Origin of the sequence: Curtobacterium sp. MCLR17_043, from assembly GCF_003224215.1 — a bacterium.
In the GTDB taxonomy this organism is placed as follows: domain Bacteria; phylum Actinomycetota; class Actinomycetes; order Actinomycetales; family Microbacteriaceae; genus Curtobacterium; species Curtobacterium flaccumfaciens.
The window spans coordinates 17,292-37,845 of the sequence record NZ_QKLH01000011.1; the positions used below are offsets into that span (position 1 = coordinate 17,292).

General features: G+C 72.3%; 23 protein-coding genes. 16 read left to right on the forward strand and 7 right to left on the reverse strand.

Features of this window, described 5'->3' with window-relative positions:
- Positions 1-20: 20 nt before the first annotated feature.
- Together DEJ03_RS11655 and DEJ03_RS11660 are read right to left on the reverse strand one after the other, a co-directional pair.
- Positions 21-1,070: a M4 family metallopeptidase gene (locus DEJ03_RS11655; RefSeq protein WP_110864719.1), complete on the reverse strand. Its 1,050-nt coding sequence runs from the start codon at positions 1,068-1,070 to the stop codon at positions 21-23.
- A 58-nt stretch (positions 1,071-1,128) separates the two neighbouring features.
- On the reverse strand, positions 1,129-2,205 hold the full coding sequence (locus DEJ03_RS11660) for a glycoside hydrolase family 6 protein (protein WP_146237707.1): 1,077 nt from the start codon (positions 2,203-2,205) through the stop codon (positions 1,129-1,131).
- A gap of 182 nt (positions 2,206-2,387) precedes the next feature.
- Between DEJ03_RS11660 and DEJ03_RS11665 the strand changes: the two genes are divergently transcribed.
- The 8 genes from DEJ03_RS11665 (at position 2,388) to DEJ03_RS11700 (ending at position 7,716) form a co-directional block, all read left to right on the forward strand.
- Positions 2,388-2,837 carry a VanZ family protein gene (locus DEJ03_RS11665; RefSeq protein WP_110864721.1) on the forward strand — a complete coding sequence of 150 codons (450 nt, stop codon included), beginning with the start codon at positions 2,388-2,390 and terminating at the stop codon, positions 2,835-2,837.
- Between the two features lie 100 nt (positions 2,838-2,937).
- Complete coding sequence (gene rpsO / locus DEJ03_RS11670; RefSeq protein ID WP_017885935.1) at positions 2,938-3,207, forward strand: 30S ribosomal protein S15; 270 nt, start codon at positions 2,938-2,940, stop codon at positions 3,205-3,207.
- 323 nt (positions 3,208-3,530) lie between these two features.
- A complete protein-coding gene (locus DEJ03_RS11675) occupies positions 3,531-4,148 on the forward strand; it encodes a CE1759 family FMN reductase (RefSeq protein WP_110864722.1) in 618 nt (205 codons plus the stop codon).
- A gap of 134 nt (positions 4,149-4,282) precedes the next feature.
- A complete protein-coding gene (locus DEJ03_RS11680) occupies positions 4,283-4,615 on the forward strand; it encodes a hypothetical protein (RefSeq protein WP_146237708.1) in 333 nt (110 codons plus the stop codon).
- Positions 4,612-5,574: an FAD:protein FMN transferase gene (locus DEJ03_RS11685; RefSeq protein WP_110864724.1), complete on the forward strand. Its 963-nt coding sequence runs from the start codon at positions 4,612-4,614 to the stop codon at positions 5,572-5,574. Before DEJ03_RS11680 ends, DEJ03_RS11685 begins: the two co-directional genes overlap by 4 nt.
- Positions 5,574-6,131: a ferric reductase-like transmembrane domain-containing protein gene (locus DEJ03_RS11690; protein WP_110864725.1), complete on the forward strand. Its 558-nt coding sequence runs from the start codon at positions 5,574-5,576 to the stop codon at positions 6,129-6,131. Before DEJ03_RS11685 ends, DEJ03_RS11690 begins: the two co-directional genes overlap by 1 nt.
- Entirely contained in the window at positions 6,128-7,393 is a 1,266-nt protein-coding gene (locus tag DEJ03_RS11695; protein WP_110864726.1) for an NADH-ubiquinone oxidoreductase-F iron-sulfur binding region domain-containing protein, read from the forward strand. The genes DEJ03_RS11690 and DEJ03_RS11695 overlap by 4 nt, the downstream gene beginning before the upstream one ends.
- The gene (locus DEJ03_RS11700; RefSeq protein WP_258370782.1) at positions 7,390-7,716 is read left to right on the forward strand and encodes a ferredoxin; all 327 of its coding nucleotides are present in this window, start codon (positions 7,390-7,392) and stop codon (positions 7,714-7,716) included. The genes DEJ03_RS11695 and DEJ03_RS11700 overlap by 4 nt, the downstream gene beginning before the upstream one ends.
- Positions 7,717-7,750: 34 nt before the next feature.
- Here the strand turns inward: DEJ03_RS11700 and DEJ03_RS11705 are convergent, their stop codons facing one another.
- A complete protein-coding gene (locus DEJ03_RS11705; RefSeq protein ID WP_110864728.1) occupies positions 7,751-8,968 on the reverse strand; it encodes a hypothetical protein in 1,218 nt (405 codons plus the stop codon).
- Positions 8,969-9,249: 281 nt separating this feature from the next.
- Between DEJ03_RS11705 and DEJ03_RS11710 the strand changes: the two genes are divergently transcribed.
- A complete protein-coding gene (locus DEJ03_RS11710; RefSeq protein WP_110864729.1) occupies positions 9,250-11,529 on the forward strand; it encodes a polyribonucleotide nucleotidyltransferase in 2,280 nt (759 codons plus the stop codon).
- A 187-nt stretch (positions 11,530-11,716) separates the two neighbouring features.
- On the opposite strand, the gene DEJ03_RS11715 is transcribed toward DEJ03_RS11710, so the two are convergent.
- Complete coding sequence (locus tag DEJ03_RS11715) at positions 11,717-12,244, reverse strand: YbhB/YbcL family Raf kinase inhibitor-like protein (RefSeq protein WP_110864730.1); 528 nt, start codon at positions 12,242-12,244, stop codon at positions 11,717-11,719.
- Between the two features lie 268 nt (positions 12,245-12,512).
- Positions 12,513-13,160, reverse strand: a complete 648-nt coding sequence (locus DEJ03_RS11720) for a TetR/AcrR family transcriptional regulator (protein WP_071405592.1) — start codon at positions 13,158-13,160, stop codon at positions 12,513-12,515.
- A 251-nt stretch (positions 13,161-13,411) separates the two neighbouring features.
- On the opposite strand from DEJ03_RS11720, the gene DEJ03_RS11725 reads away from it, so the two are divergent.
- The gene (locus DEJ03_RS11725; protein ID WP_110864731.1) at positions 13,412-14,746 is read left to right on the forward strand and encodes a pitrilysin family protein; all 1,335 of its coding nucleotides are present in this window, start codon (positions 13,412-13,414) and stop codon (positions 14,744-14,746) included.
- An 8-nt stretch (positions 14,747-14,754) separates the two neighbouring features.
- Entirely contained in the window at positions 14,755-15,357 is a 603-nt protein-coding gene (locus DEJ03_RS11730) for a histidine phosphatase family protein (protein ID WP_027464756.1), read from the forward strand.
- A gap of 49 nt (positions 15,358-15,406) precedes the next feature.
- On the opposite strand, the gene DEJ03_RS11735 is transcribed toward DEJ03_RS11730, so the two are convergent.
- Positions 15,407-15,898 carry a GNAT family N-acetyltransferase gene (locus DEJ03_RS11735; protein ID WP_110864732.1) on the reverse strand — a complete coding sequence of 164 codons (492 nt, stop codon included), beginning with the start codon at positions 15,896-15,898 and terminating at the stop codon, positions 15,407-15,409.
- A gap of 23 nt (positions 15,899-15,921) precedes the next feature.
- Here DEJ03_RS11735 and DEJ03_RS11740 point away from each other — a divergent pair, with 23 nt between their 5' ends.
- Positions 15,922-16,668, forward strand: coding sequence for a 4-hydroxy-tetrahydrodipicolinate reductase (locus tag DEJ03_RS11740; RefSeq protein WP_258370783.1), 747 nt, complete (start codon positions 15,922-15,924; stop codon positions 16,666-16,668).
- A 14-nt stretch (positions 16,669-16,682) separates the two neighbouring features.
- Positions 16,683-17,147, forward strand: a complete 465-nt coding sequence (locus tag DEJ03_RS11745) for a tetratricopeptide repeat protein (protein WP_110864734.1) — start codon at positions 16,683-16,685, stop codon at positions 17,145-17,147.
- 19 nt (positions 17,148-17,166) lie between these two features.
- Here the strand turns inward: DEJ03_RS11745 and DEJ03_RS11750 are convergent, their stop codons facing one another.
- A complete protein-coding gene (locus DEJ03_RS11750) occupies positions 17,167-18,081 on the reverse strand; it encodes a TIGR01777 family oxidoreductase (RefSeq protein ID WP_110864735.1) in 915 nt (304 codons plus the stop codon).
- Positions 18,082-18,119: 38 nt separating this feature from the next.
- On the opposite strand from DEJ03_RS11750, the gene DEJ03_RS11755 reads away from it, so the two are divergent.
- From DEJ03_RS11755 to dapA, 3 genes are all read left to right on the forward strand, one after another.
- Entirely contained in the window at positions 18,120-18,950 is an 831-nt protein-coding gene (locus tag DEJ03_RS11755; RefSeq protein ID WP_110864736.1) for a thymidylate synthase, read from the forward strand.
- Positions 18,950-19,447, forward strand: coding sequence for a dihydrofolate reductase (locus DEJ03_RS11760; protein ID WP_110864737.1), 498 nt, complete (start codon positions 18,950-18,952; stop codon positions 19,445-19,447). The genes DEJ03_RS11755 and DEJ03_RS11760 overlap by 1 nt, the downstream gene beginning before the upstream one ends.
- 125 nt (positions 19,448-19,572) lie before the next feature.
- The gene (gene dapA, locus DEJ03_RS11765) at positions 19,573-20,550 is read left to right on the forward strand and encodes a 4-hydroxy-tetrahydrodipicolinate synthase (RefSeq protein ID WP_110864825.1); all 978 of its coding nucleotides are present in this window, start codon (positions 19,573-19,575) and stop codon (positions 20,548-20,550) included.
- Positions 20,551-20,554: the final 4 nt, after the last annotated feature.

A 20,554-nucleotide genomic window follows, 5' to 3' on the forward strand; every position in this document is an offset into this window, starting at 1 on the left:
GCTACGCCCGGGTGGCCTGCTCAGTCGAGCACGCCCACCTGCTGCCAGGCCTGACGGACCGCGGTCTGCTCGGCGGAACCGTCCCCGAACCGCCGCCCGGCCGCGTCGACGGTGACGGTCGCGAACCCCGCGAAGTCGATCGAGGCGGTCACCTCGGCCGACGTCAGGGCGTCCCACCAGACGGCGCCGGCACCCAGCCACGCGGGGCCGCCGATGGCCGTGGCCGTCAGGAAGAATGCGTGGTTCGGGATGCCGGAGTTCGTGTGGACCCCGCCGGCGTCGTCCGTGGTGACGACGAAACCGGCCATGGTCGCCGGCTGCGGGTCCTTCCCGAGCACCGGGTCGTCGTACGCGGTGCCTGGGGCCCGCATCGACCGGAGCGCGTCGCCCTGCACGGCGTCGGTGAACAGCCCCTCGCCGATGAGCCAGCTCGCCTGCTCCGCCGTCTGCCCCGCCGCGTACTGGGCGACCAGGGAACCGAAGACGTCGCTGATCGACTCGTTGAGGGCGCCCGACTGGCCCTGGTAGGTCAGGTCGGCGGTGTACTGCGTGACGCCGTGCGCGAGCTCGTGGCCGATGACGTCGAGCGCGACGGTGAAGCGGCGGAACACCTCGTCGTCGCCGTCGCCGAACACCATCCGGTTGCCGTCCCAGTAGGCGTTGTCGTAGTCCTGGCCGTAGTGCACGGTCGCGTCGAGGGGGAGTCCGGCGCCGTCGATCGACACCCGGTCGAACACCTCGAGCCAGAAGGCGTGCGTCGCGCCGAGGCCCGCGTACGCCTCGTCGACCGCGGCGTCACCGGAGTCGGCGTCGCCCTCGCGCCGGACGACGGTGCCGGGCAGCGTCGTGGTGCCGTGCGCGTCGGTGATCGTCCGCTGCGGGGAGCGGTCGACGGCGCCGCTGACGCTGCGCGGTGCGACCAGGTGCGCGTGCTTCGGCGCCTGCACGGCGTCGAGCGAGGCCAGTGCGGTGCGTGCCGCCGAGGCCGCCCGTGGGAACGCATCGGCGTCGGCGACGGCGCGGAGCAAGTAGGGCGGGACGACGGAGCGGATGCGGTCGGTCGCGGTCATGCGCACATGCAACCACCGGGCACCGACACGGCCCTGCGCGGGCCGTCTTGCGGCGTCGTCAGTCGCGCTTGCGGTGCTCGACGAGGGCCAGCGCGTACGACTCCCACCACTGGCCGGCCGCGGGGCCGCCGTTGCAGGTGCCGTCGCTGAGCCCGGGCGTCTTCACCCAGAGCAGGGCGTCGAGCCGGGTGCTGCCGCCGGTGACGTGCGGCTCCTGGCCGAGGCCGGCGCCCTCGGGGTTGCACCAGGTGCCCCGCCACCCCTGCCCGTTGCGGGAGACGTCGATGACGAAGTGCGGGTCGCCGCCGATCGCGTCGCCGAGCTCGTCGGCGTACGCGCGCTCCTGGTCGACCCGGTAGAAGTTCGACACGTTCGTGAAGAAGCCCTGCACCTCGTCGACGCCGGCCTGCCGCAGCCAGTCGGCCATGGTGGCGGTCGGCACACGGTTCTCGTTGCCGCCGTCCAGGTACACGGTGAGCCCGTGGCCGGTCAGGGCGTCGACGGCCTTCCGCAGCAGGGGCAGGCGTTCGTCGCGCAGCCGCTCGCAGTTCTGGACCTGGGCGATCGAGTCGGGTTCGACGAGCACGACCGCGTGCGAACCGGCCATCGCCCGGACGGCGGACCGGACCCACGGCAGGTAGGCGTCGTCCTCGGTGCCGCCCTTCGAGTAGCTGCCGCAGTCACGGTCCGGGATGTTGTAGAGGACGAACACGGGGGTGCCACCGCGTTGCTCGGCCGTGCTGACCACCGACCGGATCGTGGAGCGGGTCTCGGCCCGCGAGGTGTTCGTCAGCCACGTCGCGATCGGCTGGTCGGCGATCACCGCGATCTGCTCGGCGGTCTCGGCGTCGCCCTCGGCCCGGGCCTGGCGCTCGCGGAGGCCGGCCTGGTTCACCGCGGTCGGCTGGCGCGCGAGCCCGCCCGGGAACGCCTCGGCCGCGGACTTCCGCTCGGCGACGGTGCGCCCGCTCGGGGTACGGTCGCCGTCCGGCTGGCCGCCGTTCCACGGGCCGACGACCACGAGGGTCGTGACGACCGCGGCGACGACGACGGCCGCAGCGGCGATCCACCCCCACTGCCGCAGGCCGCCGGTGCGGTTGCGGCGTGGGGTGCTGGGTGCCTCGTGCTCCGGCATGCTGCGGTGCTCCTGATCTGACCGTGCGGTGTCGGTGGTGCGGGCACCGATCGCGCCCGGACCCATGCTGACAGGTGCGGGGGAGTCCTGACCAGCGCCGATCCGCGATCGCCCAGGTGTCGCACCGACGGCTGACAGGAGCGCTCCAGCGACCGCGCAGGACCGTGCAGCACACTGTGCGGATGTTCCGTCGACTCCTCCTCCTCGCCCTGACCGCGGGCTACGCCTGGGCGATCTGGCGGATGACGCTGACCCCGCAGGTCTTCACCTCGGCCCAGAACTCCCTCGTGCTGCACGCGATCGCCTGGGTGCAGCAGCTGCCGCACGGTGCCTGGTTCACGTACGAGCGCACCGAGTTCCTCGCCAACATCGCGATGTTCGTGCCCGTGGGGATGCTCGCGGCGCTGTGGCTGCCCCGGCGCTGGTGGATCCTCGGCGCGCTCGTCGCGGTCGCCCTGTCCACGGGCATCGAGTTCGCGCAGGCCACCTACCTGCCGTACCGCGTCGCGGACCCGCGCGACGTGCTGTCGAACGGCCTCGGCGGTCTGCTCGGCGCCACGCTGGTCGGACTCGTCCGCAGCCTGCTGCCGGAGCGTCGCCGCCGACGCCGTCTGCACCCCAGGACCGCCTAGGACTCTGGTAGTCTTGTGCGGTTGCCGTCGAACGGCCGCGGACAAAGAGCGCTCGTGCATCAGGCACGGGCACCGCGCAACGGACAGGAAGGGGATCACCATGGCACTTGACGCACAGGTCAAGCAGGAGATCATCGAAGAGTACGCGACCCACCCGGGCGACACCGGATCCCCCGAGGTCCAGGTCGCCGTTCTGACGCGTCGTATCAACGACCTGAACGAGCACCTCAAGGAGCACAAGCACGACCACCACTCGCGTCGTGGCCTGCTCCTCATGGTAGGTCAGCGTCGCCGTCTCCTCGGCTACCTCTCCGACGTCGACATCGCCCGCTACCGCACGCTCATCGAGCGCCTCGGCCTGCGTCGCTAGTCGACCGACACACGCTTGACCGAACGCCCCGGTCCTCCTCGTGAGGACCGGGGCGTTCTTCGTTCCGCGGGGCGTTCGACGCTCGGCGGGGCCCCGCTCCGGCCGCACTCCGTCCTCGGTCGGTCACGACACGTCGCCCGCGCTCGTCCAGCGGTCACGACTCGTCGGCCACCACGGTTCCACTCGACACTTCATGACCGATCGGCGGCCGGCGCGCGGGGAGTCGTGACCGATCGGCACGCTGTTCGATGGCGGGAATGGTTGCGAGGGCAACCCGGTTGGATGCTATGTTCATGCAAACGCATCGAAAGTCGGGAAGCATCATGACCACCATCGCCGTCGTCTCCGCCGGACTCTCCGAGCCCAGCTCCACCCGCTTGCTCGCCGACCGTCTGGGGGAGGCCGCCGTCGCGTCGCTCGTCGCCGAGGGCACCCCGGCACACGTCGTGCACGTCGAACTCCGGCCGCTCGCGCACGAGATCACCGACGCGATGCTCACCGGCTTCGCGGCCCCGGCGCTCTCCGCAGCGATGGCCGCCGTGGTCGAGGCCGACGCCGTCGTGTTCGTCACGCCGATCTTCACCGCGGGCGTCAGCGGACTGGCGAAGTCGTTCCTGGACGTGCTCGACAAGGACTCGTTGGCCGACATGCCCGTCCTGCTCGGGGCCACCGGCGGGACCTCGCGGCACTCCCTCGCGATCGACCACGCCCTGCGGCCCGTCTTCGCGTACCTGCGCGCGGCGATCGTGCCCACCGGGGTCTTCGCCGCGACCGACGACTGGGGGACCGACGGTGACGCGGCCGCCCTGGACGGTCGCATCCGCCGGGCCGGAGCCGACCTGACCTGGGCGATCCGGGCCTCCAGGCGGGCCCCGCAGGAAGCCGATGCGCTCCCCGCGACCCCGGACTTCGCGAGCCTGCTCGGCGGCCTCGGCCACTGACCCGCGTCCCGCCGCCGTCGACGGGAGCACGTGCTCTTAGACGGACCACAGGGTTCGTACGGTCGGTGCGCGGCGGGTGCGCGGCTGGCTCATCGGTGCCCTCGGGAACCTCGTCGTGACGACGAGGAGCACCGATGGACACCAGAGGCAGCGGCAGGCGATCCGCACGGATCACGAGTGCGCTCGTCAGCGTGGGCGGGCTCGTGGTGGCGATGGTCACCGGTGCGGGGCTCTGGCTCGGGCACGAGCAGGCGAGCACGAGCACGAGCAGTGACACGAGCACGAGCAGCTCCAGCAGCAGCGAGTCCAGCAGCAGCGACTCGAGCAGCAGTACCGACACGAGCACCGACTCGTCGACCCAGCCGACCGACTCCGCCACGAGCGACTCCGGGACCAGCGACTCGGACACCGGGGTGTCGCAGGGCACCACCGGCGGGACCTCCGACACCACGACGACGGGGTCGTGACCGTGCGCGCCGCCACCGAGTGGGACCTCTGGACCACGACCGCCCGGGTCGTCCTCGACCACCGGGACCGTCGGCACCTCGCGGACGCGGAGTCCTGCGTCCGGCAGGTCACCTCCGCCGTCGACGCCGCGTGCAGCCGCTTCCGCGACGACTCCGAACTCACCGCACGCGCCGACGACCTCGTGCGTGGCACCGTGGTGTCGCCGCTCCTCGCCGCACTGGTGCAGCAGGCGCTCGACGCAGCCCGGCTCTCCGACGGTGACGTCGACCCCACCCTCGGGCGCCGGATGGTCTCCCTCGGGTACGACGCCGCCTTCGCCGACGCCCAGCCGGTCCCGTCGCCCGAGGCCCTGTCGCGTGCACGCGACGACCGTCCGGCGTGGCAGCGCATCCTGCTGTCGGGCACGTTCCTGCGCATCCCCGAGGGCGTCACCCTCGACCTCGGTGCCACGGCGAAGGCCGCTGCCGCCGACATGGCCGCGGCGAGCATCACCGCACGGCTCGGCATCGGGGCGCTGGTGTCCCTCGGCGGTGACGTCGCGACCGCCGGCCCGGATCCGTCCGGCGGCTGGCAGGTGCGGGTGGAGGACCTCGAGGGTGACCCGGTCGACCACGTCCGGATCGCCTCGGGGTGGTCCGTGGCGACCTCGAGCACGCAGAAGCGCCGCTGGGAGCAGGACGGCACCGCCCGGCACCACATCCTCGACCCCCGGTGGGGTCTGCCCGCCGAGCCGGTCTGGCGCACGGTGACCGTCGTCGCCCCGTCGTGCACCACCGCCAACACGATGACGACCGCCGCCGTGGTGCGCGGTCGCACCGCCGCCGAGTGGCTCCGGCAGAGCGGACGCGCCGCCCGGCTCGTCGCCGCCGACGGCACGGTCGTACGGCTCGGCGGCTGGCCCGACGACCAGGGCACCGACGGCCAGCGCGCCGACGACGACCGATCGGCGGTCGCCTGATGGACACCGCTCTCTGGGTGATCGGCCGGGGCTTCGGGGTCACCGCCGTCCTGCTCCTCACCCTCGCAGTGCTCCTCGGCATCGTTACCAGGAGCGGACGACCGCTGCCCGGGCTGCCCCGGTTCGCCGTGCAGCTCGTGCACCGGGACGTCGCCCTCGCCGCCACCGTGTTCGTCGCGGTGCACGTGGGTTCGCTGCTGCTCGACACCGAGGCCGAGCTGCGCCTCCTCGACACGGTCGTGCCGTTCGTCGGCGCCGACCGGTGGTTCTGGCTGGGGCTCGGCACCCTGGCCGTCGACCTGCTCGTCGTGCTCGTCGTCACCGCACTGCTCCGCCGTGTGATCGGGCCGCGGGCCTTCCGCGCCGTGCACTGGGCGGCCTACGCCATGTGGCCGATCGCCCTGGTCCACGCGGTCGGCACCGGGACCGACGGCACCTCCGCGTGGTTCCTCGTGCTCGCCGGCGTCTGCACCGCGGCCGTCGTCGGCGCCGTCGTCTGGCGCTGCACCGCCCGTGTCACCGAGTTCCGTTCCGCGAAGCTGGAGGTCGTCCGATGACCCTGACCCACCCCCGCACCGTCGTCCCACCCACCGGCACCCGACGGCTCCTGGCCGCACCCGGTCCGGCCCGCACCGACCACGAGGACACCTTCGGCCCGCTGCCGCAGCTCGGCCCGTGGCTGGTCGACGAACTCGGCCGCGCCGGCGTCGACGGCCGCGGCGGAGCCGGGTTCCCGCTCGCCCGGAAGCTCGCCGCCGTGACCGCGAATGGTCGACGTCGGGGTCGGGGTGCGCCCCTCGTGGTCGCGAACGCCGCCGACGGCGAACCCGCCAGCCGCAAGGACGCCGTCCTGCTCGAGCGCGCACCGCACCTGGTACTCGACGGCATCGTCGTCGCGGCCGCCGCGATCGGTGCCTCCGAGGCGGTGCTCGCCACGAGCGACCGACTCGCCGGTCCGGTCCGCCGGGCCCTCGCGGAACGCGCCGACCGCGGCGGCGACCCCGTGCCGATCAGCCTGCGGGTCCTGCCCCACGCCTCCTTCGTCTCCGGGGAGGCCAGCGCCCTCGCCTCGGCCGTCGCCGGTGGCCGGGGTGTGCCCGAGGACCGCGTGGTGCGGCTCGCCGAACGGGGCCCGAGCGGGCGACCGACCCTGGTGTCGAACGTCGAGACCCTCGCCCAGGCAGCACTCGTCGTGCGCTTCGGGGCGGCGTGGGCCCGGGGCGTCGGCAGCCCGAGTGCCCCCGGCACCCGGCTCGTCACGGTGAGCGACGTGACGGACCCGACCACCGCGGTGGTGCTGGAGACCGCCGGGGGTGCGCCGCTCGGGGAACTGCTGCGGGCCTCCCGGCTGCCCGTGACCGATCCGGCGCACACACGCGCCGTACTGGTCGGCGGATGGGGCGGGACGTGGCTGCCGGCCGCGGCCCTCGACACGTCGTTCGACCCCGAGGGACTGGCTCGGTGGGGTGCCGCGCCCGGGGCCGGGGTGCTCGCCGTGCTCGACGACCGGACCTGCCCGATCGCGGTGACGGCACGGCTGGCGGCGGCGCTCGCCGGAGCGTCGGCCGGACGGTGCGGACCCTGCGTGAACGGACTGCCGCGGATCGCCGACGTCGTCGGGGACCTGGCCTCGGGGCGAGCATCGGGGGACCTGGCGGGCGAGGTGCGTCGGGTGGCCGCGCTGGTGGACGGTCGTGGGGCGTGTCACCACCCGGACGGGGTGGCGCGGATGGTGCGGAGCGCGCTCGACGTGTTCCACGACGACGTGCAGGCGCACCTCGGTGGCCGGTGCCTGCTGCGGCGCGGGGGTGCGTGGTGAGCGGGGGCGCGGGCGCAGGCGCGGATGTCGTCTCGCTGCACGTCGACTGGACGCGCTGCCGGGGCCGGGGGTTGTGCACGGAACTGTTCGCCGAGCGGCTCGAGCGCGACGAGTGGGGCTACCCGATCGCCCGGGCCGGCACCCCCGGCGCCCGGGCCGGAGGCGACCCCGGCGATCCCGGTGTCCGGGCCGGCAACCCGGGCGACCCCGGCACCCCCGGTGCCGGCACCCGCGACGTCCCGGTCCGTCCGCACGAGCGGGCCGCTGCGGCCGACGCCGTCGCGATGTGCCCCCTGCAGGCGCTCCGACTGGTGGAGCGGTGAACAGCCGGCGACCGGCGCCCGGCCGGCCCAGCGCTCAGTACCAGTGCGGGTTGACGCTCATCTCGTGGCCCCACGCCCCGCAGGGTGATCCGTAGGCGCTCTTGATGTACGCGAGCCCCCAGTCGATCTGCGTGTTCGCGTTGGTGCGCCAGTCGGCTCCGGCGACCGCCATCTTCTCGGCCGGCAGCGACTGCGGGATGCCGTAGGCGCCGCTCGAGGCGTTCAGGGCGTTGGCCCGCCACCCGGACTCCTGCGTCCAGAGCGACACCAGGCACGAGAACTGGTCGGAGCCCCACCCGTACGACCCGAGCGCGCTCCGTGCGTAGGCCTGCGCGGCCGCGGGGTCCACGGCGACGCCCCCGGTGCTCGGGTAGGACGAGCCGGTGCCGCCGCTGGTCGCGCCGCCGCTGGAAGCGCTGCTGCCGGCGTTCGCCGCGGCCGCGTTCGCCGCCGCCTCGGCCGCAGCCGCCGCAGCCCGCTTGCGCTGCTGCTCCGCCTTCTGCGCGGCGACCCGCTGGCCGAGTTCGTACCCGGCCTCCTGCTTCGCGGTGCTGTCCTTGAGCGACGCGAGCTGCGCGTACAGCTCGTCGCTGTGCTGCTCCGTCGACTCGACGGCGGCGTCCGCCGCCTGTTCCGCCGACTTCGCCGCGGCCGAGCGTTCCTCGGCCGCCTGCGCGCGCGTCGCGCGTTCCGTCTCGGCCCGCTCGGCCTGCTCGTGCAGCGACGACGCCGTGCCGGCCGCGACGGACGCGTCGTCCATCACGCCGGACCAGGTCTCCGACAGCTGGTCGAGGGCGCCGAGCTGGTACAGCAGCTGGTCCGGGTTCTTCGCGGTCGCGATCCGGGTGGTCATCTGGTTCGTGCTGCCGTCGCGGTACAGGTTCGCGGCCAGCTGACCGGCCCGCTGCTGGGCCCGGTCCGCCGTCTCGCTCGCGTGCTGCGCCTGGGCCTGGAGGCTCGTGGCGGCCTGGGTGGCCGACGCCAATTCCGACTCGGCCGCGTCCGCCTTCGACGAGGCCACCAGGGCGGCCTGCGACTTCGCGGCGGCTTCGTCCTGCGCCGACTGCAGCGCCGCCTGCACCTTCTGCACCTCGGCGCGCTTGGCGGTCTCGTTGCCCTTGGCGCGCTGGACGTCCTGCCAGGTGGGGTACTCGGTGGCGTTCGCGGGGGCAGCGGTCAGGGCCGGGGCGACGAGCGCGCCGACGACCACGGCGGCCGCGACGAGCACGCCCCGCGAGGGGGTGAGGCGCATGTCGGCAGGCTACCGATGTTCACCAGGAGTCCAGCGAGCCGCGCCGCCGACAGCCTGAGGACTGGTAAAGTCCATTGTGTCCGAGGACTCATTCCCCGGACGTCACACACAACACTGCGCAGGCCGGGCACGGAGCTGGTCATCGGTGGTGGCTCGCGGGCCGGAACGGTTTCCCGAGTGCTTCTACTGCTGGCCAGACATGCGTCCGGAACGATCGGCGCGCACGCACCATCGAGTGCCGTCGCCATGGCCTGCCGGAAACACATCAAGGAGGCGCCCTTTTGGAGGGTCCCGAGATCAAGTTCGCCGAAGCCGTCATCGACAACGGCAAGTACGGCAAGCGCACCGTCCGGTTCGAGACCGGTCGGCTCGCACAGCAGGCCCAGGGCGCGGTCGCCGCGTACCTGGACGAGGAAACGATGCTCCTCTCGGCCACCAGCGCCGGCAAGCACCCGCGTGAGGGCTTCGACTTCTTCCCGCTGACCGTCGACGTCGAGGAGCGTTCCTACGCCGCCGGCAAGATCCCCGGTTCGTTCTTCCGTCGTGAAGGCCGTCCGTCGACCGAGGCCATCCTCGTCTGCCGTCTGATCGACCGGCCGCTGCGTCCGTCGTTCGTCGACGGCCTCCGCAACGAGGTGCAGATCGTCATCACCGTCCTGAGCATCGCTCCGGACGAGTTCTACGACGCGCTGGCGATCAACGCCGCGTCCGCGTCGACGCAGATCTCCGGTCTGCCGTTCTCCGGCCCGATCGCCGGTGTGCGCCTCGCGCTCATCGGCGACCAGTGGGTCGCGTTCCCGAAGGCCTCGCAGCTCGCCGACGCCGTGTTCGACCTGACCGTCGCCGGTCGTGTCGTCACGGACGAGGCGGGCAACGAGGACGTCGCGATCATGATGGTCGAGGCGGAAGCCACCGAGCACGCGTGGGACCTCATCCAGGGCGGCGCCACGAAGCCCGACGAGGCCATCGTCGCCCAGGGCCTCGAGGCGGCGAAGCCGTTCCTCAAGTCCCTCGTCGACGCGCAGGCCAAGCTCGCCGCGCAGTCGGCCAAGGAGATCCAGGACTTCCCGGTCTTCCCGCCGTACGCGCCCGAGGTCTACTCGGCCGTCGAGGCCCTCGCGCTCTCCGAGCTCGGTGACGTCTACAAGATCGCCGCCAAGACCGAGCGTCAGGACGCCGACGACGCGCTCAAGTCGCGCGTCAAGGCTGCCATCGCCGAGCAGGTCACCGCGGGCTCGCTGCCCGAGGTCGCCAACTCGCAGGTCGGTGCCGCGTACAAGTCGGTCACGAAGAAGGTCGTCCGCGGCCGCATCCTGACCGAGCAGATCCGCATGGACGGCCGGGGCCTCGCCGACATCCGTCCGCTCGACGCCGAGGTCGCCGTGATCCCGCGCGTCCACGGTTCGGCGATCTTCCAGCGCGGCGAGACGCAGATCCTCGGCGTCACCACGCTGAACATGCTCAAGATGGAGCAGCAGATCGACTCGCTGTCGCCCGTCACGAAGAAGCGCTACCTGCACCACTACAACTTCCCGCCCTACTCGACCGGTGAGACCGGCCGCGTGGGTTCGCCGAAGCGTCGCGAGATCGGGCACGGCTTCCTCGCCGAGCGCGCCCTCGTGCCGGTGCTGCCGTCGCGTGACGAGTTCCCGTACGCCATCCGTCAGGTCTCCGAGGCGCTGAGCTCCAACGGCTCGACCTCGATGGGTTCCGTCTGCGCCTCGACCCTGTCGTTGCTCAACGCCGGTGTGCCCCTCAAGGCCCCGGTCGCCGGCATCGCGATGGGCCTCGTGTCCGACACCGTCGACGGCCAGACCCGCTACGCGGCCCTGACCGACATCCTCGGTGCGGAAGACGCCCTCGGCGACATGGACTTCAAGGTCGCCGGTACCTCGGAGTTCGTCACCGCGATCCAGCTCGACACCAAGCTCGACGGCATCCCGTCGACGGTGCTCGACGCGGCGCTCAAGCAGGCCAAGGAGGCCCGCTCGGCCATCCTCGGTGTGCTGAACGAGGCCATCGACGCCCCCGACGAGATGGCGGACACCGCTCCTCGCGTCATCTCGGTGCAGATCCCCGTCGACAAGATCGGCGAGCTGATCGGCCCGAAGGGCAAGACGATCAACGGCATCCAGGACACCACCGGTGCCGACATCTCGATCGAGGACAACGGCACCGTCTACATCGGCGCCGTCGACGGTCCGTCGGCCGAGGCCGCTCGTGCCCAGGTCAACGCGATCGCGAACCCGACCAACCCGGAGATCGGGGACCAGTTCCTCGGCACCGTCGTGAAGATCGCCACCTTCGGCGCCTTCGTGTCGCTGCTCCCGGGCCGTGACGGTCTGCTCCACGTCTCCGAGGTCCGCAAGCTCGCCGGTGGCAAGCGTGTGGAGAACGTCGAAGACGTGCTCGGCGTCGGCCAGAAGGTCCTGGTCGAGGTCACCAAGGTGGACGACCGCGGCAAGCTGTCGCTCGCGCCGGTCGTGGCCGACGAGACCGAGGGTGACTCCACCTCGGCCGAGACGGTCCGCGCCCACGCCGAGGACCCGGCCGAGGGCTGATCCTCTCCGCGTCCTGACGCACGAACGGCCGCCGTCCCCTCCGGGGCGGCGGCCGTTCGCCGTTGCAGGGCAGGTGCCACGCGTGCGTTGGCCTCGCGTGCTTTCGCGGTCAGCGACACCTCACGGGCACGGCTCCGCGTGAACTGTCGCTGTGCGCGAACGATCGCCGCGCCGTGCCACGTGCCGGTCAGGCCGCGGGGGTCTCCTGCGTGCCCATGAGCTGCGCGCGCCCGAGCAGGTGCCCGCGGAGCATGAAGCCCACGACCGCGGGGGTCGCGTCGGCGGGGACCTCGAGCACGGGGACGTCGAGGGCGCTCAGCGTGAAGAAGTAGCGGTGCACACCGTGGCCCGCGGGCGGAGCAGCCCCGAGGAACGTGTCCGTGCCGAACTCGTTGCGGCGGCGGAGTGCCTCGGCGGGCAGCAGGGCGTCGTCGGTGCCGGCACCTGCGGGGAGCGAGGTCGCCGAGCCCGGGATGTCCGTCAGGCTCCAGTGCCAGAAGCCGGAGCCGGTCGGGGCATCGGGGTCGTAGACGGTCAGGACGAAGCTCTTCGTGCCTTCGGGCGCGCTCGACCACTCGAGTGCGGGGGAGCGGTCCTCACCGCCGGCGTCGGAGCCGCGTGCCGAGGTGGGCAGCTCGCCTCCGTCGGTGAAGTCGGGGCTCGTCAGGGTGAAGGACGGGACGTCGGGCAGGTTCCAGTTGGGGTCGTTGGCCATGCCTCAAGCCAACACCCGCCGGCTCGGGCCGCGCTCGGTGCGCGCGCGGGGCTGTGGGAGTTCGCACGTGACGGCCTGGAGGCGCGGTGCGGGCCCGCCACGGGCCTCCCGTCCGGCCGCGGTCGCCTCGACCGCCCCACGAAAGCGACACATGTGCGTCGCGCGGGTGCGTCGGTGCCGCGAAGGCGACAGGATGCCGCGAACTGTTCGCGGTGATCTGTCGCTTTCGCGAAAGCGACAGCCGACAGCCGACAGCGACAGTCGGGCGTCAGCCCGCGAGCACCCGGTCGACCACGCGGTTCAGCGCAGCGGTGGCGGCGATCGCGTCACCGGCGTACGCGCCGGCCATCGCACCGTCGCGCGCGAGCATGAGCTCGTCGGCGCCGTCGCCGGGCAGGGGGTGTCCGGCCTCCTGCAGCAGGGTCGCGAGCCGCTCGGTGTACCAGTCGCGGTGCACGGCGACGACCTGGCGGACCGGGTCGCGCGGGTCGTGGTACTCGGCGGCGGCGTGCAGGAACGCACAGCCGCGGAACGCCGGGTCGTTGACGTCGTCGGCCAGCGCGGCGACCCACGCACGGACGGCCCGCTCGGGGGAGCCGGCGTCGGTGATGAGCTGCTCCATCCGCTCCTGCACGCGCTCGTGCTGGGTGCGGATGTAGGCCAGGATCAGGTTGTCCTTCGACCCGTAGTGCTTGTAGAACGTCGCCTTCGTGACGCTCGCCTCGGAGATGAGGCGGTCGACGCCGACGCTGTGGATGCCCTCTTCGTAGAAGAGTCGGGTGGCGGTCTCGAGGACACGGACCTTCGCGCCGCCGGAGCGGGGAGTCGGGGGGACGCTCGACCCGTCCGGCGACGCGAGGTTCGTGCTCGGGCCGGGGAGACGCTGGACGGCCGGTTGGGGGGAATCGACCGTCACAGCGTGTACTCCTCGGACTCATCGGCTCCGCGACCGGAGTGGGGGGACTCGGTGGTCGCGCAGGACTGATGTCCCGAGCCGCCGGATCGGAACTTAGGGGGGCTTTCGATCCGGCGTGACCAACAGTAGCACAAGGAGGACAGACAGACGAGTCGGTCTGTCCACATTTTCTGTACCCCACTTCGAGTGGCATGCGACCGAGACCGGGAAACTGGGCGGGAGGCATCGACGGATCACTAGGCTCGTCTGCGATGAACCAGCCAGTGCCACTGCCGCTCGGGGCCCCGGACACGTCGTTCCTGACGTCCGGCGGGGCCTTCGTCCGTCGCACCGTGCTGCCCTCGGGTGTCCGTGTGCTGACCGAGGCGGTGCCGGGTGCCGCGTCGACGAGCATCGGGTTCTGGGTCGGCGTCGGTTCGCGTGACGAGCGCGACGGGCAGTTCGGATCGACGCACTTCCTCGAACACCTGCTCTTCAAGGGCACCGAGACCCGATCGGCGCTCGACATCGCCATCGCGTTCGACTCGGTCGGCGGTGAGCACAACGCTGCGACCGCCAAGGAGTACACCTGCTACTACGCACGGGTCCGGGACACCGACGTCCCGATGGCCGTGAACGTCATCGGTGACATGGTCACCGGTTCGGTGCTCGAACCGGACGCCTTCGCCGTCGAGCGCGGGGTCATCCTCGAAGAGCTCGCGATGGCCGCCGACGACCCCGCCGACCTCGCCGGCGAGGCGTTCTTCGCCGCGGCCTTCGGCGGACACCCCCTGGGCCGTCCGATCGGCGGGACCCCGGACAGCATCCGTGCGGTCCAGCGCGACGAGGTCCTCGCGCACTACCGCGAGCACTACGCACCGAACGGCATCGTCGTGACCGCTGCCGGGGCCGTCGACCACGACCGGTTCTGCGAACTGGTCGCCGGCGTCTTCCACGACGCCCCCGACGCCGAGCCGCTGCCTCGCCGCACGCCCGAGACCGTGGCCGACCCGGTCGAGGCGAAGCTGTCCGTGGTGCACCGCCCGACCGAGCAGGTCAGCATGCTCCGCGGCTCGCAGGGCCTCGACCTGCGCGACGACCGCCGTCCCTCGCTCAGCGTCCTGAACGCCGTGCTCGGTGGTGGCATGAGCTCGCGCCTGTTCCAGGAGGTCCGCGAGCGCCGCGGTCTGGCCTACGCGGTGTCGTCGTTCGCCCCCGCGTACCTGGACAACGGCGCCTTCGGTGTCTACGCCGGGTGCGCGCCGGACAACGTCGCCGGAGTCATCGACATCGTCGACGCCGAGTTCCGCCGGATGGTCGACCACGGCATCACCGACGACGAGCTCCGACGTGCCAAGGGCCAGATCGAGGGCGCGCTGACGCTCTCGCTCGAGGACTCCGACGCCCGCATGACCCGGCTCGGCCGTTCCGAGCTCGGCACCGGCGAGTACACCGACCTGTCGACGGCGCTCGAGCGTGTCGACGGTGTCACGACCGACGGCGTGCTCGAACTCGCGCGCGACCTGCTGACCCGGCCGACGATCACCTCGGTCGTCGGTGCCGTGCAGCAGGACGAACTCGCCGCGGCCATCGGGATCGGCAGCTGAGCACGGACATGTCGCACTACCTGTACCTCGTCCGGCACGGCGAACACCAGGACGCCGAACACGGCCTGCGGGACGGCAAGCTCTCCGAACGCGGCAAGCGTCAGGCGACCCTGATCGCGGACCGTCTCGGCGGCGTGCCCTTCGACGGCGTGTACCACTCGCCGCTCGAGGCCCCGAGCGAGACCGCCGCGTTCCTGTCGCAGCGCCTGCCGTCGATCCAGCCCGAGCCCTCGACACTGCTGTTCGACTGCATCCCCTCGGGCCCGACCCCGGACATGCCGCACGCCTACCAGGGCTGGTACGGCGGCATCACCGAAGAGGAGATCGTCGCCGGGCAGGCCCAGATGGGCGACGCCGTGTCGGAGTGGTTCACCCCGGCGCGCGAGGACCGGCACGACCTGCTGATCACCCACAACGCCGTGATCGGCTGGTTCGTGCGCGAGGCGTTCCAAGCCCCCGAGTGGCGCTGGATGGGCACGAACGTCGCCCACACCGCGCTCACGATCATCCGGATCCGTTCGGCGAAGCCCGCCGAGGTCGTCACGCTGAACGACCTGGCCCACCTGCCGGTGGAGCTGCGCACGGGTCTGCCCGTCGACCAGCCCGTCTAGCGGCTGCCCGTCCGGTCCGCGGTGGCGCGGCCGGGAGGCTCGTGGCGGCTCAGGCGATCGGCTTGCGGTACCAGGCGGTCGCGTTCGGGTTGTCGTTGAACGGCTCGACCCGCTGGTACCCGCGGCCGCGGTACATCGCACCGGCCGCCACGAGCGAGTCGTTCGTGTCGAGGACGATGCTCGTCGCCCCGAGGTCGGCCGCGGCCCGCTCGAGCAGGTCCATCACGGCCGTCGCCACGCCCGTGCCGCGCCCGGCCGGTGCCACGAAGACGTGCTTGACCTCGAACCGGACGTCGACGGCACCGGTCGCGTCGACCCCGTCCGCGATCCGACGGAGGCCGCCGCAGCCGACCGCGACGTCGTCGTCGTACGCCACCGCGAACACCCCGTTCGGCGGCGTGAACTCGGCCGCGGGGGTGCGCTTCCGCGAGTACGTGCCCTGCGCGCTCGGGAACGTCGCCGCGCGCTCGTCCAGGTACGCGTCGAGCAGCGCGTCGACCTCGGGCAGATCGGCCGGCACGGTCCTGACCTCGACTGACATGCGTCGATCCTAGGATGGACCGCATGGTCACTCCCGTCGCCGTCGTCGGCGCCACCGGTCGTCTCGGGGGCCTCGTGGCGTCCGTCGTCGAGGAACTCCCGGAGTTCGAGCTCGTCGCCCGCCTGTCGTCGAAGGACGGCGCGCACGAGGCGCCGCCGTCGGTCTTCGGCGGCGCGGCCCTGGTGGTCGACGTGACGGTGCCCTCGCTCAGCCCGGCGATCGTGGAGAACGCGCTGTCGAGCGGCGCGAACGTGCTCGTCGGCACCTCCGGCTGGTCGCTCGACCGGCTCGCGAAGCTCCGCACCGGGCTGCGGGAACGCCCGGACCAGGGGGTGCTCGTGGTCCCGAACTTCTCGATCGGCTCCGTGCTCGGCACCCACCTGGCGACGATCGCGGCACCGTGGTTCCCCGCCGCCGAGATCGTCGAGACCCACCACGCCGGCAAGATCGACTCGCCCTCGGGCACCGCGGTGCGCACCGCCGAGCTGATGGCCGACGCCCGGCGCGAGGTCGGTCCCGTGGACGCCCCGCACGTCGACCAGCGCGCCCGCGGCCAGCAGGTCGCCAGCGTGCCCGTCCACTCGCTCCGGCTCCCCGGGGTGAAGGCCGTGCAGGACGTCGTGCTGAGCGGCCCCGGTGAGACGCTGACGATCCGGCACGACACCAACGACGACGTCGCCTACGTCGCCGGCATCCGTGCGGCGCTGGCGAACGTGGTGTCGGCGCGCGGCCTCACCGTGGGCCTCGGCAGCGTCCTCGGCATCGGCTGACCGCCGTGGGTCGGATGGAGCGGGCCGGACGCACGATCCGCTCGCCGTTCTGGGGTGCAGCGCTGATGGCGGTGCTGCTCGCCCTGTACATCGTGCTCGTCGGGCAGCGCGCCGTCGCCTTCATCGCGACCGGGATCCCGATCGGCATCGGCATCGGCGTCGCGCTGTTCGTCGTCGCCGCGATCGGGGCGCTCCTGCTCGTGCTGGAGTTCCGCTTCGGCATCCGCATCACCCGACTCGGCGCGCGGCTCGAGGCCGAGGGCGGCACCCCGGACGACGTCGTCCCGGTGCGACCGTCGGGCCGGCCGATCCGCGACGCCGCCGACGAGCTGTTCCCGCGGTACCGCGACGCGGTCGAGCAGGACCCGGCCGACTGGCGTGCCTGGTACCGGCTCGGTATGGTCTACGACGCCGCCGGTGACCGCAAGCGCGCGCGTTCGGCGATGCGCACCGCCCTGGCGCGCGCCGCCGACCGCTGACCCCGGGGCCGGAGGCGGATCAGAAGACGGCGTCGATCGCGTCCGCCGCCTGCGTGTACCGGAACGTGTAGCCGGACTCGAGCAGCTTCGTGGGGACCATCCGCTGGCTCGACAGGAGCATGTCGTCGGCGGCGTCCCGCAGCGCCAGGCGCAGGGCGAACTCGGGGATCCGGAAGAGGTACGGGCGGTGCAGGACCTCGGCGACGTGCTTCGTGATGCGGTCGGCCACGACGGGCTCGGGGCCCGCCAGGTTCACCGGGCCGGACACGTCCGGTGCCGCGGTCGCCAGGTGCACGATGGCGCCGACCTCGTCCTCGAGCGCGATCCACGGCCAGTGCTGGCCGCCGGTGCCCAGCCGGCTGCCGACGCCGAGCTTCGTCAGCGGGACGAGCGGCGCGAGCGCACCGCCGCCCTTGCCGATGACGATGCCGGTGCGGAGCGTGACGACCCGGACCCCGGCGGGAGCGGCGTTCGCGGCGGCTTCCCACGCGGTGCAGACGTCGGCGAGGAACCCCGTGCCCGGGGCGGCGTCGTCCTGCAGCACGTCGGCCGGGCGGTCGCCGTACACGCCCGAGGCCGAGCCCGAGAGGAACAGCGCCGGGGGAGTGGCGGCGTGCCGCATCGCTTCGACCAGGGTGTCGGTGGCGTCGATGCGCGAGCTGCGGATCTCCTTGCGGTACGCGTCCGTCCACGGCAGCTTGCCGATGTTCGCGCCGGCCAGGTTGATCACCACGTCGGCGCCGTCGAGGATCGCCGGGTCGAGCGGTCGTCGCCCCGGTGCCCAGCGGAACTCGGTCGCGGTGCGCGCTTCGCGGCGGACGAGCGTGGTGACGTGGTGCCCCGCCTCGCGCAGGGCGCGGACGAGGGGCGTCCCGATGAACCCGGACGAGCCGGCCACCAGGATCGAGAGCGGTTGTTCCGTCGTGTCGGGCATGCCCGCAACGCTACTCACACCGACGTAGGCTTCTGTGTGTGACCGACAGCGAGACCGTACAGCCCGACGCCTCCGTCCCGACGCCCTACGAAGACCTGCTCCGCCGGGTCCTGACGGAGGGCTCGCCGAAGGGTGACCGCACCGGCACCGGCACCCGCAGCCTGTTCGGCGCACAGCTCCGCTACGACCTGTCGAAGGGCTTCCCCCTCGTCAGCACGAAGCGCGTGCACTTCAAGTCGGTCGCGTACGAGCTCCTCTGGTTCCTCCGTGGCGAGGGCAACGCCACCTGGCTGCAGGAGCACGGCGTCCGGATCTGGAACGAGTGGGCGGACGCCGACGGCGACCTCGGCCCGGTGTACGGCGTGCAGTGGCGCTCGTGGCCGACCCCCTCGGGCGAGCACGTCGACCAGATCGCCCAGGTCATCGAGCAGATCAAGACCAACCCGGACAGCCGCCGGCTCATCGTCTCGGCGTGGAACGTCGCCGACGTGCCGGACATGGCGCTCGCCCCGTGCCACGCCTTCTTCCAGTTCTCCGTCAACGACGGCAAGCTCTCGTGCCAGCTCTACCAGCGGAGCGCCGACATGTTCCTCGGCGTCCCGTTCAACATCGCCTCGTACGCGCTGCTGACCCACATGATCGCGGCGCAGACCGGGCTCGAGGTCGGCGACTTCGTCTGGACCGGCGGCGACTGCCACATCTACGACAACCACGTCGAACAGGTCGAGGAGCAGCTGTCCCGCACGGCGTACCCGATGCCGACGCTCGAACTCGCACCGCGCGACTCGATCGACGACTACGAGTACGAGGACTTCACCGTCGTCGGCTACGAGCACCACCCGGCGATCAAGGCCGCGGTCGCCGTCTGATGATCGGCATGGTCTGGGCCCGCTCGACCACCGGCGTCATCGGTGCCGACGGCGGCATGCCCTGGCACGTGCCCGAGGACCTGGCGCACTTCAAGCAGGTCACCGGCGACGCGACCGTGCTGATGGGCCGGCGCACCTGGGAGTCCCTGCCCGAGCGCTTCCGGCCGTTGCCCGGTCGGCGCAACGTCGTGCTCACCCGGGACACGACGTGGACGGCCGACGGCGCCGAGGTCGTGCACGACCTGCAGGCCGAACTCGAGCGTGCCGAGGGCGCCGACGAGACCGTGTGGGTCATCGGCGGCGGTCAGGTCTACGCCGCCGCACTCGACGCGGCCGACCACGTCTCCGAGACGCTGATCGACGTCGACGTGCCCGGCGACACCGTCGCACCCACGCTCGACGAGGCGGCCGGCTGGACGCTCGCCGACGAGGGCCCGTGGCAGGAATCCCGCACGGGCACCCGCTACCGGTTCCTGGAGTGGCAACGCCGCGCCTGAGCGCCCGCACGCGCCGGGCGTGACCGGCGGGACGGACGTGATCCGGGCCTCCCGGCCGCGCCGCAGGCTGTCCACCGTCCACACGGACGGCGGTCCTCGCGCGCATCCCCGGTACGCTGGTGCCCGTGTCCCCGCGTGAGAATCCCTTCGGTCAGGTCCTCGTCGCCCTCGTGACCCCGTTCGCGGCCGACGGCGAGGTCGACTGGCCCGGCGTCGAGCAGCACATCGACGACTGCATCACCGCCGGCGCCGACGGCATCGTCGTCACCGGCACGACCGGCGAGACGTCGACGCTGACCGACCCGGAGAAGCTCCGTCTGGTCGAGGTCGGCAAGTCCGTCGCCGCCGGCCGCGCGAAGATCATCACGGGCGGTGGCTCGAACGAGACCGCGCACGCGATCCACCTGTACAAGCAGAGCGAGAAGGCCGGCGCGGACGGCGTGATGATCGTCACGCCGTACTACAACAAGCCGACGCAGTCGGGTGTCCTCACCCACTTCCGGATGATCGCGGACGCCACCGACCTGCCGGTGATCCTGTACGACATCCCGGGCCGCACCGGCATCCCGATCACGTACGACACGATCCTGCGTGCGTCCAAGCACCCGAACATCCTGGCCGTGAAGGACGCCAAGGGCGACTTCGCCGAGGTCTCGCGGGTGCTGAACAACACCGACCTCATGTACTTCTCCGGCGACGACACGAACGTGCTCCCGCACCTGTCGATCGGCGCCACCGGCCTGATCGGCGTGACCGCGAACATCACGAGCGCGCCGTACCGCACCATCGTCGACGCCGTGAACCGGGGCGACCTGGCCACCGCGACGGCCGAGCACAAGCGACTCGAGCCGCTCGTCCGCGCCGTGATGACGCACGTTCCCGGTACCGTGGCCGCCAAGTACATCCTGCACGGGCTCGGCCGCATCGGCAGCCCGCGTGTCCGACTGCCGCTCGTCGGCCCCGAGGACTCCGAGGCGTACGCCATCGAGACCTCCCTCGAAGCCGTGCGCGACGTGCCCGGCGCCGACTTCTCGAACTTCCGCCCCGACCGCAACGCGGCGGCCGGCGGTGCACTACCGAAGGTGCCAGGCACCACCCGCTAGCGAA

Bases quoted from the DNA above. Each gene is read 5' to 3' on its own strand.
- DEJ03_RS11655 (WP_110864719.1), bottom strand. From the start codon at position 1,070: ATGACCGCGACCGACCGCATCCGCTCCGTCGTCCCGCCCTACTTGCTC.
- DEJ03_RS11660 (WP_146237707.1), bottom strand. From the start codon at position 2,205: ATGCCGGAGCACGAGGCACCCAGCACCCCACGCCGCAACCGCACCGGC.
- DEJ03_RS11665 (WP_110864721.1), top strand. From the start codon at position 2,388: ATGTTCCGTCGACTCCTCCTCCTCGCCCTGACCGCGGGCTACGCCTGG.
- rpsO (WP_017885935.1), top strand. From the start codon at position 2,938: ATGGCACTTGACGCACAGGTCAAGCAGGAGATCATCGAAGAGTACGCG.
- DEJ03_RS11675 (WP_110864722.1), top strand. From the start codon at position 3,531: ATGACCACCATCGCCGTCGTCTCCGCCGGACTCTCCGAGCCCAGCTCC.
- DEJ03_RS11680 (WP_146237708.1), top strand. From the start codon at position 4,283: ATGGACACCAGAGGCAGCGGCAGGCGATCCGCACGGATCACGAGTGCG.
- DEJ03_RS11690 (WP_110864725.1), top strand. From the start codon at position 5,574: ATGGACACCGCTCTCTGGGTGATCGGCCGGGGCTTCGGGGTCACCGCC.
- DEJ03_RS11695 (WP_110864726.1), top strand. From the start codon at position 6,128: ATGACCCTGACCCACCCCCGCACCGTCGTCCCACCCACCGGCACCCGA.
- DEJ03_RS11705 (WP_110864728.1), bottom strand. From the start codon at position 8,968: ATGCGCCTCACCCCCTCGCGGGGCGTGCTCGTCGCGGCCGCCGTGGTC.
- DEJ03_RS11715 (WP_110864730.1), bottom strand. From the start codon at position 12,244: ATGGCCAACGACCCCAACTGGAACCTGCCCGACGTCCCGTCCTTCACC.
- DEJ03_RS11725 (WP_110864731.1), top strand. From the start codon at position 13,412: ATGAACCAGCCAGTGCCACTGCCGCTCGGGGCCCCGGACACGTCGTTC.
- DEJ03_RS11730 (WP_027464756.1), top strand. From the start codon at position 14,755: ATGTCGCACTACCTGTACCTCGTCCGGCACGGCGAACACCAGGACGCC.
- DEJ03_RS11735 (WP_110864732.1), bottom strand. From the start codon at position 15,898: ATGTCAGTCGAGGTCAGGACCGTGCCGGCCGATCTGCCCGAGGTCGAC.
- DEJ03_RS11740 (WP_258370783.1), top strand. From the start codon at position 15,922: ATGGTCACTCCCGTCGCCGTCGTCGGCGCCACCGGTCGTCTCGGGGGC.
- DEJ03_RS11745 (WP_110864734.1), top strand. From the start codon at position 16,683: ATGGAGCGGGCCGGACGCACGATCCGCTCGCCGTTCTGGGGTGCAGCG.
- DEJ03_RS11750 (WP_110864735.1), bottom strand. From the start codon at position 18,081: ATGCCCGACACGACGGAACAACCGCTCTCGATCCTGGTGGCCGGCTCG.
- DEJ03_RS11760 (WP_110864737.1), top strand. From the start codon at position 18,950: ATGATCGGCATGGTCTGGGCCCGCTCGACCACCGGCGTCATCGGTGCC.